We start from the raw sequence: 16,610 nt of genomic DNA on the forward strand, positions 1-16,610 counted from the left end.
TCCTGTCTTCGTATCTGTTCGATCGGGTGCAGCACTCTTGCCTTACTGACCGCCCGGTGCTGTGGCGGGCGGCTGAACTCAGCCGGGATACCAGACCATGCGAGGGTCGTCGGGCGCTCGTTGGTACGTCCACGCGGACTCGACCATCCGGGCCATGTCGAACTGGGGGCGCCAGCCCAGCAGGAACTTCGCCTTGGTGTTGTCCAGCCACGTGGAGTGGTAGGGTGTGCGGACTGGCACGAGCGGCAGGCCCCGCGTGCGTGCCAGGTATGTCCCAAGCTCGCCATAGTCGAGTGGCTCGTCCATGCACACGTTCATCAGTTGCTGCCGGGCGCGTGGTGCGTCCAGGGCCAGCAAGATGGCATCCACAAGATCGCATACATGGACGAAGTTGCGCTTCACCGGTTGCCCATCCGGATCAAGCATCACCGGGACGGCGCCGCTGCGTACATGGTCGCGCGCTTCGCTCTGTGTCACCAGGTCCCGCCAGCGCGGGCCTCCGAACACGTCGTCGCCGAAGGACAAGGTGAAGCGGAAATCGTCTTTCTCCATGATCCAGGGTGCACGCAGGCAGCAGCCGTTCAGGTCATACTGGGCCTGGTACTGCTGGAGCATTACTTCTTCCAGTACTTTGGACAGGGCATAGCATCCAGGGTAGGCGGTATGCGGCTGGCTTTCTACCACCGGTACGGGGTGCGCGTAGTGGAAATGCCCGACAGCGGCGTCGCCGCCGACCAGCACGAATTGCCGGAAGGTGGTGCTTGTCCGGCAGCCCTCGAGCAACCAGAACATGCCCTTGACGGCGACATCCATCACCTCGTCCGGCGTTTCCTTGCTTGTGGCCAGGTGCAGCACGTGTGTCACGCCTTCGAGCGCGCGCTGCACGTCCGCGCGATCCTGAATGGAGCCCCGCACGCACTCCAGGCGTTCGCGGGGCTGCAACACACGGTTGTGGCAGAGCGCCCGCACGCGGAAGCGCTCGAGACTGGCGTCCTCCAGTACTCGCTGGATGAACGCGCGGCCCACCTTGCCGGTGGCACCCGTGACGAGAAGGAGTCCGGAAGAAGGTGGTTGCATTCGGGCCCTCTGAATGGCGCGGATGATAGCAAGCCGGCCCTGCTTTGGCGATCATGTTTTGGGCTTGATCCATACACGAATTCGTATGGGTTGCAACCTATATCGATTCCGGAGTTGTCCTCCTGGCTGTGCGCTTCAGAGGAGAAAAGACTTCGCTGCAAACGACATGGCGAAGCCAGCAGGAAAGAAAGTGGACTTGGCCTCGGGCGCGAGCCTTCACCGATTAGAGAGGGTGGCGGCTCTCTACGACGTCGGCGCCGTCCCTGTTTCTCGCCGGGTCACTGCGTTCGGGCGCTTGCACCGAGTGAAAACCACTTGCCGGGGAGGTGCCGGTTATTTCCGATCCATCGTTGCTTCTCTGTGGGCTTCGCGGGTCTGCGGTGTTGGTTGGTCAGGCCAATATTGACACATATGTAATATTGGTCTTACCCTGATCCGCGATCCTGCCGGAGACGTGTCACCGTCCAATGGCGTCTCGATCAGCGTCAACACTGTGTCAGCCATCACTGACTTACCGTATGACAGGGTTCGTTCCGGAACACCCATCAACCCGACAAGGAGGGGACCATGAAGGAGACAGTAAGCAAAGGCCTGAGGCACTGTGCGGCAGCAGCGGCGGCGCTGGCATGACGTGGCTCGCAACGGCGCGCGGGGGGCGTGGTGCCGTCGATCAGGCGCTGCAGGCTGCGATCGAATCCGCCGAACGCAACGCCTCGCCCGGCAAACGGCCCATCGTCGAGACACATATTCATTTCTGGCAGATGACGCGGCCCGGCGGTGTGCCATGGCCCACAGCGGCGGAAGGGCCGATCTTCCGCGACGTGCTGCCGCCGGAGTACAGCGCATTCGCCAGGTCCCAGGGCGTGGTGGCGGCCGGGATCGTGGAAGCGAGCGGCATTGTTCAGGACAACCAGTGGGTCCTCGACCTCACCAAAAACGATCCGTTTTACGCGTTCTTCGTCGGGAATCTCGAGATTGGCGCGCCGAACTTTTCCGCTGACCTCGCGCGTTTCGCAGCTGACCCGCGCTTTGTGGGAATCCGCGGCTATCTCACCGGCCCGGCTGAGGGCATCACGCTCAGCGCGGCACAGCTCACCAGCCTGCGCGACCTGGCAGCGCGCGGTATGATGCTCGACATCATCAGCCGGGGGACCAGGAACCCGAAGAGCCAGGTGCAGGCGCTTTGTACCGCGGTGCCCAATCTGCGCGTCATCATCGACCATTTGGGCGGCGCAACCGGGCCGGCGGTGGACCCCGCCTGGGCGTCCGACGTTCGTCACCTCGCCAGCGACTGCCCGAATCTGTACATGAAGTTTTCGTCGTTCTATGACATGTACGCTCCCGGCGACGTGGTTTTTCCGTCTCCCACCGACCTCGCTTCGTACAAGCCGCACTTCGACGTGCTGATGTCCGCGTTCGGCAAGGACCGCCTGATCTGGGGCAGCAACTGGCCGGTAATCACCCTGCACGGGACTTTCGAAGCCCAGATCGCTGTCGCCGAGGCGTATCTGGCCCCGTTCGGTGCCGGCGTGCGCGACAAAGTGATGTTCAAGAACGCCCTCGCGTTCTATCGCCGGCACAAGGCGTAGCGGACCAGAGAAACTGCCGGCTCAGCTCCGACGGCTTTCCCGCCACGAAGCCGGCGTTGCTCCCAGTTCCCGTTTGAACACTGTATTGAGGTACTGGACGGAACGAAAGCCGCTCGCCCGCGCGATGTCATCGATGCCCATTTGCGTGTTGCTGAGCAACTGAAAGCAACGCTGCAACTTGTACAGCAGGATTTCGTCGTGGACGGAGCGCTTCAACTCGCGGCGAAAGTACATCTCCAGCGATGAGCGCGAAAGCCCCACCGTTTCGGCAACCTGCTCCGTCTTGATGCCCTGGCAGGCGTATTGACGGATGTAATGGAGAGCACGCATCACGGTTGCGCTGTGTTCGACGTCGCGCGCGGTGGACGCGCGCGAATGCACGCCAGCCGGGGGCACGACCACACGCACGTCGTTCACCGGCGAGCCGCTCAGGGCTTGGTGCAACAGGTGCGCCGCGCGATGGCCCATTTCGTGGGTTCCCTGGCTGACCGAGCTGAGCTGGATTCTCGTCAGGTGCTGGCCCAGTGTGTCGTTATCGATCCCGATGATGGCGACTTCGTCGGGAACTGCGATTGCGCCGACGATGCAAGCCTGCAGCACCTGCCGTGCGCGCGCGTCTGTGACGGCGACTATGCCAACGGGCTTGGGCAGGCTTTGCAGCCAGGAGAGCAGTTTCCTTGTCGCGCTGCCCCATGTGGGCGCGCTGGTTGCCAGGCCCCGGTGGATCTCACCAGCCAACCCATCGCGGGCAAGGCGGGCAGTGAACGCTTTTTCGCGCTCCTGGGCCCAACGGTTGAGTGGCGATTCCGGCAGGCTGTAGCAGGCAAAACGAGAAAGCCCGGACTCCACCAGGTGGGTCAGCGCATGCGCGACCAGTTCGCGGTTGTCCGTCGCAACATACGGCACATCGACGGGGTAGCACGCTGGATCCTCGTAGGAGCCCCCGACGGCGACGACAGGTACGCGTACTCCTGTGAGGGCATGCGCCACGGCCGGATCGTCGTAGTCCGCGATGATCCCGTCGCCGTCCCAGTCGTGGATGCCGTCAAGCCGAAAGCGGAAATCCTCTTCAAGGAAGAGATCCCAGGCGACGCGCGTGTGGTTCACATAGTCGCCGATGCCCGTGATGATCTCACGGTCGTACACCTTGCTCGCATGGAAGAGCAATGCCACGCGCAGCACGGTGGGGCCACTTTGACGTAATGACGATTTCATGGTCGGGTCGGTTGACCATGAGGATACCGGCATATCGGACAGATTGCTGCGCTGCAGAAAGCAATTTCGCAAGCTGCCCTCGCAAATTTCGCAATCGCGGGCGGAGGCCGGCGGTTCTAGGATGGTGCCATTGGAAGCTGTTACCCACCACAAACATGAACTTTCTCGAATCCATCGCACCCGTACGCTATGAAGGCCCTCAGGCCACGACGCCCCTGGCCTACCGTCACTATGACGCCAGTGCCGTCGTGCTAGGCAAGCCGATGGCACAGCACCTGCGGCTTGCCGTCTGCTACTGGCACACTTTCGTGTGGCCCGGCAGCGATGTCTTCGGACAAGGCACGTTTGCGCGGCCCTGGCATGCCGGTGGAGACGAGTTGACGATGGCGCGGAAGAAAGCGGACGCAGCCTTTGGCCTGATTTCCCGGCTCGATGTCCCGTTCTACACTTTCCATGACACCGATGTGGCGCCGGAAGGCGCGAACCTGGCCGAGTACCGCAGCAATCTGTCCGCGATGGTGGATGTGCTCGCCCAGAAGCAGAAAGAAACCGGCATTTCGCTGCTATGGGGGACTGCCAACCTGTTCAGCCACCCCCGCTACGCAGCCGGCGCAGCGAGCAACCCGGACCCCGACGTCTTCGCGTACGCGGCGACGCAGGTTTTCAGCGCACTCAATGCCACCCAGCAGCTTGGCGGTGCCAACTACGTGATGTGGGGTGGGCGCGAAGGCTATGACACCCTGCTCAATACCGATCTGCAGCGCGAGCGCCAGCAGCTGGGCCGATTCATGCAATTGGTGGTGAACCACAAACACAAGATCGGTTTCAAAGGGCAACTGCTTATCGAGCCCAAGCCGCTGGAGCCGACCAAGCACCAATACGACTTCGACAGCGCCACTGTGTATGGCTTCCTGAAGGAGTTCGGCCTGGAAAAGGAGATCAAGCTCAACATCGAGGCCAATCACGCCACGTTGGCGGGCCACAGCTTCCAGCACGAGATCGCAACCGCTGCCTCCCTCGGAATTTTCGGCAGCATCGATGCCAACCGTGGCGACCCGCAGAACGGATGGGACACCGACCAGTTTCCCAACAGTGTGGAGGACCTCACGCTGGCACTCTACGAAGTCCTCCGCGCCGGCGGAATCGGCAGTGGCGGGTTCAACTTCGACGCGAAAGTGCGGCGCCAAAGCATGGATCCGGTTGACATTCTGCACGGGCATGTGGGTGCGATCGATGCGCTGGCGCTGGCACTCAAGAGTGCCGCGCGTTTGATGGAGTCCCGCGAGCTTGAGCAGTTCCGCCAGCAGCGCTACGCGAACTGGGACGGTGAACTGGGGCGGCGCATCATCACTGGCGACATGAGCCTCAGCCAGCTCGCCGAATATGCCTTCGTCAACGATCTTCGGCCCAAGCCTGTGAGCGGCCGTCAGGAGTGGCTGGAAAACCGGGTCAATGCCGCGATCTTCGCCGGCGCGGCCTGAAGAACCGAACGCAGGAGCACTCAGTGAGTTTGACGGTCGGCTTCAAAGACGTGAGCAAGAGCTTCGGCCCCGTGCAGGTACTGCATGGGGTCAGTTTCGAACTCGCACCGGGCCGGGTGTACGGGGTGCTTGGAGAAAACGGAGCCGGCAAGTCGACGCTGATGAAAATCCTGGCCGGCTACGAGGCCGCCAGTGAGGGTGTGGTAGAGGTGGGCGGGCATGTCGTACGTTTCAAGGGGCCGCGCGAGGCCGAAGCGGCCGGTGTGGTGATGATCCATCAGGAATTCAACCTTGCTGATGACCTCACCATTGCGCAGAACATATTCCTCGGCCATGAGCGCAAGCGCTACGGGCTGCTGGATGAAGACCTGATGACCAGGGAGGCGGGCGCCGCATTGCGTCAGGTTGGCCTGAATTGCAGCCCCGCGCGCCGCGTGGGCGACCTCATCGTGGCCGAGAAACAGCTGGTGGAGATCGCACGCGCGCTCAGCCGGCGCGCGCGCGTACTGGTGATGGACGAGCCCACCGCCACATTGACGCCCTCCGAGACCGAGCGCCTGTTTTCCCTCATCGGGCAATTGAGAGCGGCAGGCTCCACCATCCTCTATATTTCCCACAAGCTGGACGAAGTCGAACGCATCACCGACGAGGTGGTCGTCATGCGCGACGGTCGCTTCGTGGCTCGCCGGTCCACGCAGAGCGTGACACGCCAGCAGATGGCCAGCCTGATGGTGGGGCGCGAACTGGCCGATCTCTTTCCGGGCAGGCTTCCCGTGGCGGCCGGCGCGCCCGTCCTGCTGGACGTGAAAGGACTGACCGTACCCGGGTGGTGCCACGACGCAAGTTTCCAGGTGCGCGCCGGGGAGGTGCTTGGCTTTGCAGGGCTGGTCGGTGCGGGCCGGACCGAGCTGTTCGAAGGGCTCCTGGGGTTGCGCCCCTCCAGCGCGGAATCTGTGCAGGTAGCGGACAAAACCTGGATGCGGCGCAATCCGCGTTCGGCCGCACGGCTGGGGCTCACGTATCTCAGCGAGGACCGCAAGACGCGTGGCCTGCACCTGCGCATGGGGCTGGCGCAGAACCTCACGCTGATGGCGCTGGAGCGTTATGCGAAGCCGCTGCTCGACCCGCAGCGGGAACAGGCAGCCCTCGTGGCCGCGACCACGGCATTTGGCATCCGCACGCAACGCTCTGACATACCGGCTTCCGCCCTGTCCGGCGGCAACCAGCAGAAGCTGGCGCTCGCGCGGGTGTTACAGCCCGATCCCAAAGTCGTGGTGCTGGATGAACCGACGCGAGGAGTTGACGTCGGCGCCAAGCGCGATATCTATTTCCTGATCCAGCGGCTGGCCAGCGAAGGCCGCGGGATCATCGTCGTGTCCTCCGAGCTGCTCGAGCTGATCGGGTTATGTCATCGCGTCCTTGTGATGCGCCAGGGAAGGCTCACTGCCGAGCTCGCGCAGGATCAGCTGTCCGAAGAACTGTTGATTGCCCATGCAACTGGAACCCACTGATACCGCCGCCGCTCCAGTGCCTGTCGCCAGGCCGGCACTGCGCAAATGGCCCTCTTTCACGGGAGCCGGGCCACTGGCCGGGTTGGCACTTATGTGCATCGCGGGTGCGATTCTCAACGAGAACTTCGCCAGCCTCGACAATGCGATGAACGTGCTCACCCGCACGGCTTTCATCGGAATCATCGCGGTGGGGATGTGCTTCGTCATCATTTCCGGCGGCATCGATCTCTCGGTGGGATCCATGGCCGCGCTGATTGCGGGCAGCACGATCCTGCTGATGAATGCGACAGCAGGCGCCGGCTGGAACCCCATGGCGGCCGTGGTGACCGGCATGGCCTTCGCAGTCGTACTTGGCGCACTGTTCGGCTTGGGCCACGGGCTGCTCATCAGCAAGGGTCGTATCGAGCCTTTCATCGTGACGCTGGGAACGCTGGGCATCTTCCGCGCGTACCTGACCTACTTCTCCAACGGCGGCGCCATCACGCTCGACAGTGCACTGGTCGATGTTTACAGCCCGGTGTATTACGGCAGCTGGCTGGGGGTGCCGGTGCCCGTGTGGGTATTCGCCGCTGTCGCTTTGCTGGGAGGCCTCGTTCTCAACCGCACTGCCTTTGGCCGTTACGTTCAGGCCATCGGTTCCAACGAGCAGGTTGCGCGCTACGCGGCCGTCGAGGTGGACCGCGTCAAGGTTCTCACATACATGTTGCTGGGCATTTGCGTGGGTATTGCCACCGTGCTCTATGTGCCGCGCCTGGGTTCGGCCTCGCCGAGCACCGGGCTGCTGTGGGAGCTGGAAGCCATCGCTGCGGTCATCGTCGGAGGCACTGCCTTGCGTGGCGGCGCCGGCGGCATCACCGGCACCGTAATCGGCGCCGTGCTGCTCTCGGTGATCGGCAACATCCTCAATCTGACCAGCATCATCAGTGTGTACCTGAACGCGGCTGTGCAGGGCTTCGTGATCATCGCCGTCGCGTTCTTCCAGCGCGGGCGCAAGTAACCGGTTCCCCACAGGTGGCAAGGCTGCCGTTTCTCACAACATAAGGAGACAAACCATGAAATCACTGATAAGTCTGATGGCCGCAGGCGCCACAGTTCTCGCGGCGCTGGGTGCGGCGCCCTCCGCCATGGCCCAGGGCAAGCCCCACATCGGCGTCTCGATACCGGCCGCCACGCACGGCTGGACGGGCGGGGTCGTGTACTGGGCCAACCGGACCAAGTCCGAGCTGGAAAAGCAGTACCCGGGCCTGAAAGTCACCATCAAGACGGCCGGGTCTGCTTCGGAACAGGCGAACCAGGTACAGGACTTGCACACAGCCAACAAGATCGACACCCTCGTGATCCTGCCATTCGAGTCGGCGCCGCTCACGCAACCGGTCGCGCAGGTCAAGGGCAAAGGCGTGTACGTCACGGTTGTCGACCGCGGCCTGACGGATGCGAATGCGCAGGACGCCTACGTTGCCGGCGACAACCCCGGCTTCGGCAAGGTATCGGCGGAGTACATGGCCAAAGCCCTGGGCGGCAAGGGTAACGTCGTAGTACTGCGGGGCATTCCCACGGTCATCGACAACCAGCGGGTAGACGCGTTCACGGCTGTGATGAAGAACTATCCCGATATCAAGGTTCTGGATGCCAAGCACGGCAACTGGAACCGCGACGATGCCTTCAAGGTGATGCAGGACTACTTGACCCGTTTCAAGCAGATCGACGCCGTCTGGGCCTCGGACGATGACATGGCGGTCGGCGTGCAAAAGGCAATCGCGCAGGCCAAGCGAACCGATGTCAAGCTCGTGCTGGGCGGCGCAGGTTCCAAGGACTACATCAAGAAGGTCATGGACGGCGACAAGATCGTGACGGCCGACGTCACCTACTCGCCCGCCATGATTGCCGATGCGATGAAGCTCACGGCCGCCGCACGGGTGAAGGGTGAGAAACTGCCGGCCACCACCATCATCCCGTCGGTGCTGGTGACCAGGGAAAACGCCAAGCAGTATTACTTCCCCGATTCCCCGTTCTGAGGCAGCCATGGCAAGACCTGTCACTCTTTTTACCGGGCAATGGGCGGACCTGCCTCTCAAGGAGCTGGCACCCCTGGCACGCAGCATGGGCTACGACGGCCTGGAGCTGGCATGTTGGGGCGACCATTTCGATGTGCAGGCGGCCCTGGCGAGCGATCGCTACGTGCAGGACCGGCGCGATCTGCTGGAACAGCACGGGCTGCGCTGCTTCGCCATCGGCAACCACCTGGTGGGCCAGGCGGTGTGCGACCTCATCGACGAGCGGCACAAGGCCATCCTGTCGCCGCAAGTCTGGGGGGACGGCGATCCGGAAGGCGTGCGGCAGCGCGCCGCGCGGGAAATGCAGGACACCGCGCGTGCCGCCGCCAAGCTGGGCGTGAAGGTGGTGACGGGCTTCACCGGCTCGTCCATCTGGCATTCGCTGTACGCGTTTCCGCCCACTTCGCAGGAGTATTGGGACAAGGGCTTCGTCGACTTTGCCAACCGGTGGAAACCCATCCTCGATGTGTTCGAGCAGTGTGGCGTGAATTTCGGGCTGGAAGTGCACCCCACGGAAATCGCCTTCGACATCGCTTCGGCGCAGCGCGCCATCGACGCCGTGGGAGGTCACAAGCGTTTCGGTTTCAACTTCGACCCCAGCCACCTGGGCTACCAGGGCGTGGACTACGTCAAGTTCATCCGGACATTCGGTGACCGCATCTATCACGTGCACATGAAGGACGTGTGGTGGGGCCGGGGCGACGGCACCGTGGGGGTCTTCGGCGGGCACACCAATTTCGGCGACGCGCGCCGCCACTGGGACTTTCGCAGTGTCGGGCGCGGGCAGATCGACTTCGAATCCATCATCGTCGCGCTCAACGACGTGGGTTACAACGGGCCCTTGAGCGTTGAGTGGGAAGACAGCCGCATGGATCGGGTGCATGGCGCCACAGAAAGCGCGGCCTACAGCAAGCGGCTGGACTTCAAACCTGCCGCGGGTGCTTTCGATGCCGTGTTCGACAAGGCCAAGCAGGGCGGGATGGCGGGCTCATGAGAAAACTGCGCTATGCAATGGTGGGCGGCGGGCAGGGTGCTTTCATCGGCGCTGTGCACCGCAAGGCCATGGCGCTGGATGGGCAGATGGAGCTGGTGGCCGGTGCACTGTCCTCCGATGCTGAGCGCGCGCGCGCATCGGGCCGCGACCTCGGCCTGCGGGATGAACGCAACCACGGTCGCTGGGAAGACCTGCTGGAAGGCGAACTGCGGCGCAGCAAGGACGAGCGCATCGATTTCGTTTCCATCGTCACGCCCAACCATGTGCATTTCCCCGTCGCCCGCGCGTTCGCCGAGGCGGGCATCCATGTGGTGTGTGACAAGCCGCTGGTCCATACCAGCGAGGAGGCAGCGGAGCTCGTTCGGGTTGTCAAGCGCAGCGGCTCCATCTTCGGTGTAACGTACAACTACACGGGCTATCCTATGGTGCGCGAGGCGCGTGACATGGTTGCGTGCGGCGCGATCGGCGTGGTGCGCAAGGTCATCGTCGAATACAACCAGGGCTGGCTTGCCACCCACCTGGAGGCAAGCGGGCAGAAGCAGGCCGACTGGCGGACGGACCCGGCGCGCAGCGGCGTGGCCGGCGCCATCGGCGACATCGGCTCGCACGCGGAGAACCTTGTGGCGACGGTGACGGGGCTGGAGCTGGAAAGCATCTGCGCGGACCTCACCATCTTCGTGCCGGGCCGGCGCCTTGACGACGACGGCAATGTCCTGCTGCGGTTCAAGAACGGCGCCAGGGGCGTGCTGATCGCGTCCCAGATCGAGGTGGGCTGCGAGAACGACCTGCGGCTGCGCGTGTTCGGCACCACCGGTACGCTGGATTGGCGCCAGGAGGAGCCCAACCGGCTGCTGCATGCCCCCATCGACGGCCCGGCCCGCATGTTGACGCGGGGCTCGCCGTGGCTCGGTGAGGCAGCCCGCCGCGCGACACGACTGCCCACGGGGCACCCCGAGGCCTTTATCGAAGCCTTTGCCAATGTCTACCTGGGAGTGGCTGCGCACATCCGCGCGCTGCAATCCGGCAGTACACCGGATCCGCTGGACGCCGACTATCCCCGCCTCGAAGATGGCGCCCGCGGTGTGCGGTTCATCGAGAAGGTGGTGCAGTCTGCGGCCAGTACGGCCAAGTGGACGCCGTTCGGGGACTGACCGATGTTCATGGGCATTGATCTGGGCACCTCCAGTGTCAAGGCGGTCGTGCTGGACCGTGGCCACCGCCTGGTGGCCAGCGGCTCCGCGCCGCTGTCGGTGGATGCCCCCCATCCCTTGTGGCGCGAGCAGCATCCTTCCGAATGGTGGCGTGCGTGCGATGCCGCCGTAGGTGCCGCGTTGCAGGAGTTGCGGCGCGGCGGCCGCACAGGCAGCGAGATCGAGGCCATCGGCCTGACCGGGCAGATGCACGGCGCAACCTTGCTGGATGGGCGCGGTGAAGTTCTGCGGCCGGCCATCCTCTGGAACGACGGCCGGGCGGCGGCGGAATGCGCGGAACTGGAGCGGGCGGTGCCGCAGTCGCGGCAGATCACCGGCAACCTGATGATGCCGGGTTTCACGGCGCCCAAGCTGCTTTGGGTGTCCAAACACGAGCCCGGCGTGTTCGACCGGATCCGGCAAGTACTGCTGCCCAAGGATTGGCTGCGCTGGCGTCTGACCGGCGACTATGCGACCGATCTGTCCGACGCATCCGGCACGCTGTGGCTGGATGTCGGAAGGCGCGAATGGAGTCACGAGCTCCTGGCCGCTTGCGGTCTGTCCTCCGACTGCATGCCCAGGTTGTATGAAGGCCCGGAGGTCACCGGAACCCTGCTGCCCGAGGTGGCGCAGCATTGGGGCTTGCGCGAAGTGTCGGTGGTGGCCGGCGCCAGCGACAACGCCGCAGGCGCACTGGGCGCCGGCGTGGTCAACCCGGGCGACGCGATGCTGTCCCTTGGAACGTCCGGCGTGGTGTTCGTGGCTACCGGCGCTTTTGTCGCGAATCCGCAGCAGGCGGTGCACAGCTTCTGCCACGCGCTGCCGCAGGCCTGGCACCTGATGTCCGTGATGCTGTCGGCCGCCTCGTGCCTTGAGTTCACAGCGGGGCTGCTGGGAGAGCGCGACGTGGCCGTGCTGCTTGCGCAGGCGGAGCAGCGCGGCTTGCGTGAAGATACGCCGTTGTTCCTGCCTTATCTGAACGGCGAACGCACGCCGCACAACAATCCGCATGCCAAAGCCGTGTTCTTCGGCATGCACGCAGGCACGCAGCGCGAAGACATTGTGAATGCCACGCTCGAGGGTGTGTGCCTGGGCATGGCGCAGGGGATTGCCGCGCTGCAGTCGGTTCAGCCTGGCCTGGCGTGTGTCAGCCTGATTGGCGGCGGCTCGCGCAATGCCTATTGGGCTCAAATGCTGGCCGACGCTACCGGCCTGCAGGTAGTCCGGCACGCGGATGCCGAGGTTGGCCCGTCGCTGGGCGCGGCCCGGCTGGCCTGGCTGGCCTGCGATCCGGGCGAAGCGGCGGGAATATTTCGTGCGCCAGAGGTGACTGGCGTATTCGAGGTGCGAGCGGCCGAGCGCACGCGGATGCAGGACCGCGCCGCCCGTCTGGCAGGGTTGTACAGCAGCCTCGCACCTCACTTTCAGCCATAGAAAGTGGAGTCACCACCCGTGCGTTGGCGTGGCGATGGCATCGGCCACAACCTGCAGGCGCAGAGGCTCCGGCCAGGTTTCGAAGTCAGGATGCCTGCGGAAGGTAGCTGGGTCTGGCCGCCGTCATCCCGGCTTTGACATGTTGGGTGATTTCATCGGCCAGCACTTCATCAGCCCCCGATTCGAGTCCGTCGAGCGCACGCTTGACGATGTCTTCAGGGCTGGACTTCGGAACCTCGAAGCCGCGCGTGAGGTCGGTATCTACATAGGCCATGTGCAGCCCCAGCACCTGCGTCTTTTGCGCCGCCAGTTCACTGCGCAAGGCATTGGTGAGCGACCAGGCCGCGGACTTGCTGGCTGAATAAGCTGCCAGCTCACCGCCGTTCACCCACGAGGCTACCGACAACACATTGAGCAGGGCGCCGCCGCCGTTGCCTTTGAGCAATGGCGCGAAGGCCTTGCTCATGCGCAACACGCCGTAGACGTTGGTCTCGAAGATGCGCCGGGTGATATCTTCACTGTCGGCCGCCAGAAAACCGCCCGGCTGGGCAATGCCGGCATTGTTGATTACCAGCGTGACATCCGACGCCAGTGCCGCGGCGGCCGCTACGTCTTCCGGCTTGGTGACGTCGAGCTTCAAAGCCTGAACGCCTGGCAAGGTGATGGTGGCAGGGTCGCGAGCGGCCGCGTAGACCTTGCGGGCATCGCGGGCGAGCAGCTCGCGCGCGAATGCCAGGCCGATGCCGCGATTGGCGCCGGTGACGAGAACAACAGCGTTTTTGATTTGCATGAGAAAACTCCAGTAGGTGGGAAAAGCTGATGAGGGAAAACTGGCTCACTTGACCTTGATGACGACCTTGCCTTTTGCACGGCCCGCCTCGACGTAGGCCAAGGCCTCGTTGGTTGCTTCGAACGGAAAGACCCGGTCCATCACTGGACGGATGGCTCCAGCATCGAAGAGCCGCGTGATCTCGCGCAGTTGGCTGCCACTTGCCTTCATGAAGAGGAACGCGTAGTCAACTCCACGGCTCTTTGCCCTGCGCCGGATGCCTGAACTCAGCATGCGAATCACCAGCTTTACGAATGCAGGAGCACTGCTTTCCTTGCCGAATGCGGGATCGGGTGGGCCGGAGATGGAGATGAGCTTCCCGCCGGCCTTGAGAATCCGCAGGGATTTTTCAAGCGTCTTGCCGTCCTGGCTGTTCAGGACCACGTCGTAGTCGCGCAAGATGTCTTCGAAGTCCTGCGTCTTGTAGTCGATCACGACGTCCGCGCCCAGACTCTTCACAAGTGCGACATTGCCCGTGCTGGTCGTCGTGGCGACGGTGGCGCCCAGGTGCTTGGCCAACTGGATGGCAAAGGTGCCAACGCCTCCTGAGCCAGCCTGGATGAAGACCTTCTGCCCTTTTTTCAGCTGGGCCTTTTCAACCAGTGCCTGCCAGGCCGTCAAAGCCACCAGCGGGATGGACGCGGCTTCTTCCATCGTGAGCCCCGCAGGTTTGAGCGCCAGGGATGCCTCTTTGACCGGGACAAATTCCGCAAATGTGCCAATCCGGAAATCATCGGACCGCGCATAGACCTCATCGCCCGGCTTGAACTGCCGCACGCCTGGGCCGACCTTGACGACCACTCCGGCGACGTCGTGGCCCAGAATGAGAGGCAGGCGATAGGGCAGTATGAGTTTGAACTCGCCGTCGCGGATCTTGAAGTCCAGCTGGTTCACGCCAGCGGCATGCACCTGGACCATGACCTCGTCATCGCGCAGCTCCGGGCTCGGCATGTCCGTCAACCGCAAACTGCTCTTTTTTCCATAACGTTCAACGATGAATGCTTTCATGATGTTGTCACTGTTGGCATCACGTCGAGCCGCAGATCTTTTCGAATCCCGGCATCCACCAGACCCGCAGGCGCAAATGTGCGGAGCAATCGCAGGCGACTCGCGAGTCCGCCTGCGGTGTATCGGAGTTTGGGACGAGCGGCACTGGCAGCTTTCAGCACGACGTCCGCCACGACGCCTGGCTGTTCCGCAGTTGCCATCACTTCCTTCACGCGCTGGCTCACGGCAGCGCGAACCTCGCGGTACTCATCGAGCTGAGCGTCGGGTTCCAGGAAGTTCGCGTCGAACGGCGTCTTCGTGTATGCAGGCTCGATGACCGAGACCCGGATGCCCCTCGTGCGCAGCTCATGGTCAAGCGACTCGGAGTAGCCTTCGATGGCATGCTTCGTCGCCGCATACAGTGCCCCGTACGGCATTGGCAGGAAACCAAGCACCGAGCCGATGTTGATGATGCGTCCCGCGCCCTGTCGGCGCATGTGCGGCACGACGGCGCGCGTCATTCGGACGATCCCGAAGAAGTTGGTGTCGAAGATCGCCTGGGCCTGCGTGATCGAACTTTCCTCCGCACCAGCCGGGGCGACGCCGAAGCCCGCGTTGTTGACCAGCAGGTCGATGCGGCCCTCAAGCTGAATCAGCTGTTGCACCGCGGCTTCAACCGACGCGTCCTGGGTCACATCCAGGGCCAGCATCTCGAAGGGCTGCCCGCCCGTCCGGTCGCCGCGCCGGCTGGTGCCGTAGACCTTGTAGCCGGCTTTTGCAAGCCGCTCTGCCGTCTCTTTTCCGATGCCTGAGGAGGCGCCCGTCACAAGGGCAATTTTGTTTTCGGTGTTCATGGTGTTGTTCTTTCAGTTTGAAGTGAATTTTGAATGATGATCGTCATATGTAATGGCGAAGAAAAAAGCAGGCGTGCTTCAAAAAAAATGAATTCAGTGGGAGACCGGTACCAGCTGCTTCAGCGCGGCTTCGCAAAAGCTGTCCGCCAGCGCGGGCTCGTCGACCACGCGCGCCAGCAGCAAGGTGCCGACCATGGTGGCGACCGTCGCCAGCGCGCGCTCGTGGGCGCCGGGCTGGCCCCAATCGGGTGACTGGCGGGCGACGAAATCCACCATTTCCTTGACATGCCGGGTGGTCGCGCGGCGCACTTCAGGCGCCTGGCGCGGCGTCTCCGAACCCAGCGCGGCCAGGGGGCAGCCCATCTCAACCTGCTCCCGGTGCTCCGGTGAGAGGTAGGCGCGCAACATGGCCGCCATGGCCTGTTCAGGCGGCGAGCCGGCCGCAACACCCGCCACCACGGCCGCCGATTCGGCACAGGCCCGCGTTGCGGCTTCGGCCAGCATGGCCTCGCGCGACGCGAAGTGGGCGTAAAACGCACCATGGGTCAGGCCGGCCTCTTTCATGATGTCGGCCACGCCGGTGCCGCTATAGCCGCTGCGGCGTATTGCCCGCGCGGCTACGGAGACGATACGTTCGTGGGAGGCCTCCTTGGCGGCCGTTCTGGCGTTGATCTTGGTGTTTCGCATGATACGTATCATACATGATTTTGCAACTATGCGTGCCAAGGCAATTTTGATCGCTGACTTGTTGAATGTCCTTCACGCGACGCCAGGATGGACAACAGGGAAGGAAGGGACGGTGCTGCGCGCAGGCCAACGTCCAGAAAGCCGGAGGCTTCCTGGACGTTGCAATGCGGTTTAACGAGAGATGCACACGCCGGCTGGCGGTGCGGCGCTGCTTAACCCGCGGAGTGTGCCCTGCCGTGTGCGGCAGGTACGTTGAAGTCGCTGGGGTAGGAGTTGTCAACGCTCAGCTTGTAGCCTTCGTGCTGTGCCTGCTCCAGTTCAGCGCGGACTTCGGCGCGGGTCTTGGTGCCTGCAACGGGGGTGGCATCAGTGCCAGGATAGCTGCTGTCGCTGTTGACCTGGTATGACGCGCGCGGTGATTGCAGCAACTCTGCGCGGACGTCGGCGCGGGTCCTGGTGCTGGCGGCGCTCACTTCATTGCCGGGGTAGTTGCTGTCCTGGGCAAAGCTGTTCGCCGAGGCGAGCGCTGCAAGGGCAAGAACGGATGCGGAAACAAGTTTCGTCGATTTCATGGTGAATTTCCTTTAAGAACAATTGTGAAAACAGGTCGGACGGGCGTTCTGCCCGTGAGGCCTTCATCGCTGAGTCGCTTTGAATAGGTGGCTCACCGATGTATCAAACCTTGTTCCGCGGCGCAGATACACAAGT

General features: G+C 63.4%; 15 protein-coding genes. 8 read left to right on the forward strand and 7 right to left on the reverse strand.

What is annotated here, in order from left to right; all coding sequences use genetic code 11:
* Positions 1–78: 78 nt before the first annotated feature.
* Positions 79–1,077, reverse strand: coding sequence for an NAD-dependent epimerase/dehydratase family protein (locus AC1D13_RS14855; RefSeq protein ID WP_457282646.1), 999 nt, complete (start codon positions 1,075–1,077; stop codon positions 79–81).
* A gap of 626 nt (positions 1,078–1,703) precedes the next feature.
* On the opposite strand from AC1D13_RS14855, the gene AC1D13_RS14860 reads away from it, so the two are divergent.
* Complete coding sequence (locus AC1D13_RS14860; RefSeq protein ID WP_477689799.1) at positions 1,704–2,666, forward strand: amidohydrolase family protein; 963 nt, start codon at positions 1,704–1,706, stop codon at positions 2,664–2,666.
* 21 nt (positions 2,667–2,687) lie between these two features.
* Here the strand turns inward: AC1D13_RS14860 and AC1D13_RS14865 are convergent, their stop codons facing one another.
* Positions 2,688–3,881, reverse strand: coding sequence for a XylR family transcriptional regulator (locus AC1D13_RS14865; protein WP_457282648.1), 1,194 nt, complete (start codon positions 3,879–3,881; stop codon positions 2,688–2,690).
* 155 nt (positions 3,882–4,036) lie between these two features.
* Here AC1D13_RS14865 and xylA point away from each other — a divergent pair, with 155 nt between their 5' ends.
* From xylA to xylB, 7 genes are read left to right on the forward strand one after another with little or no spacing between them, the layout of a single operon-like run.
* Positions 4,037–5,362, forward strand: coding sequence for a xylose isomerase (xylA, locus tag AC1D13_RS14870; protein WP_477689800.1), 1,326 nt, complete (start codon positions 4,037–4,039; stop codon positions 5,360–5,362).
* A 23-nt stretch (positions 5,363–5,385) separates the two neighbouring features.
* Positions 5,386–6,873 (forward strand): sugar ABC transporter ATP-binding protein, encoded by a 1,488-nt coding sequence (locus AC1D13_RS14875; protein WP_477666879.1) that lies wholly within the window; start codon positions 5,386–5,388, stop codon positions 6,871–6,873.
* Complete coding sequence (locus AC1D13_RS14880; RefSeq protein ID WP_457282702.1) at positions 6,860–7,870, forward strand: ABC transporter permease; 1,011 nt, start codon at positions 6,860–6,862, stop codon at positions 7,868–7,870. The genes AC1D13_RS14875 and AC1D13_RS14880 overlap by 14 nt, the downstream gene beginning before the upstream one ends.
* A gap of 55 nt (positions 7,871–7,925) precedes the next feature.
* A complete protein-coding gene (locus AC1D13_RS14885; RefSeq protein WP_457282651.1) occupies positions 7,926–8,888 on the forward strand; it encodes an ABC transporter substrate-binding protein in 963 nt (320 codons plus the stop codon).
* Positions 8,889–8,895: 7 nt separating this feature from the next.
* Positions 8,896–9,921, forward strand: a complete 1,026-nt coding sequence (locus tag AC1D13_RS14890) for a sugar phosphate isomerase/epimerase family protein (protein ID WP_477666878.1) — start codon at positions 8,896–8,898, stop codon at positions 9,919–9,921.
* Positions 9,918–11,072: a Gfo/Idh/MocA family protein gene (locus tag AC1D13_RS14895; RefSeq protein ID WP_477666877.1), complete on the forward strand. Its 1,155-nt coding sequence runs from the start codon at positions 9,918–9,920 to the stop codon at positions 11,070–11,072. Before AC1D13_RS14890 ends, AC1D13_RS14895 begins: the two co-directional genes overlap by 4 nt.
* Before the next feature lie 3 nt (positions 11,073–11,075).
* Positions 11,076–12,545, forward strand: a complete 1,470-nt coding sequence (gene xylB, locus AC1D13_RS14900) for a xylulokinase (protein ID WP_477666876.1) — start codon at positions 11,076–11,078, stop codon at positions 12,543–12,545.
* An 85-nt stretch (positions 12,546–12,630) separates the two neighbouring features.
* On the opposite strand, the gene AC1D13_RS14905 is transcribed toward xylB, so the two are convergent.
* From AC1D13_RS14905 to AC1D13_RS14925, 5 genes are all read right to left on the reverse strand, one after another.
* On the reverse strand, positions 12,631–13,335 hold the full coding sequence (locus AC1D13_RS14905) for an SDR family oxidoreductase (RefSeq protein ID WP_477666875.1): 705 nt from the start codon (positions 13,333–13,335) through the stop codon (positions 12,631–12,633).
* 45 nt (positions 13,336–13,380) lie between these two features.
* A complete protein-coding gene (locus AC1D13_RS14910) occupies positions 13,381–14,382 on the reverse strand; it encodes an NADP-dependent oxidoreductase (RefSeq protein WP_477666874.1) in 1,002 nt (333 codons plus the stop codon).
* Complete coding sequence (locus tag AC1D13_RS14915) at positions 14,379–15,215, reverse strand: oxidoreductase (RefSeq protein WP_477689801.1); 837 nt, start codon at positions 15,213–15,215, stop codon at positions 14,379–14,381. The genes AC1D13_RS14910 and AC1D13_RS14915 overlap by 4 nt, the downstream gene beginning before the upstream one ends.
* Positions 15,216–15,308: 93 nt before the next feature.
* On the reverse strand, positions 15,309–15,914 hold the full coding sequence (locus AC1D13_RS14920) for a TetR/AcrR family transcriptional regulator (protein ID WP_477689802.1): 606 nt from the start codon (positions 15,912–15,914) through the stop codon (positions 15,309–15,311).
* 200 nt (positions 15,915–16,114) lie between these two features.
* Positions 16,115–16,474, reverse strand: coding sequence for a DUF4148 domain-containing protein (locus AC1D13_RS14925; protein ID WP_477666871.1), 360 nt, complete (start codon positions 16,472–16,474; stop codon positions 16,115–16,117).
* Between the last annotated feature and the right edge of the window lie 136 nt (positions 16,475–16,610).

The organism is Polaromonas sp. P1_E12, from assembly GCF_056405975.1.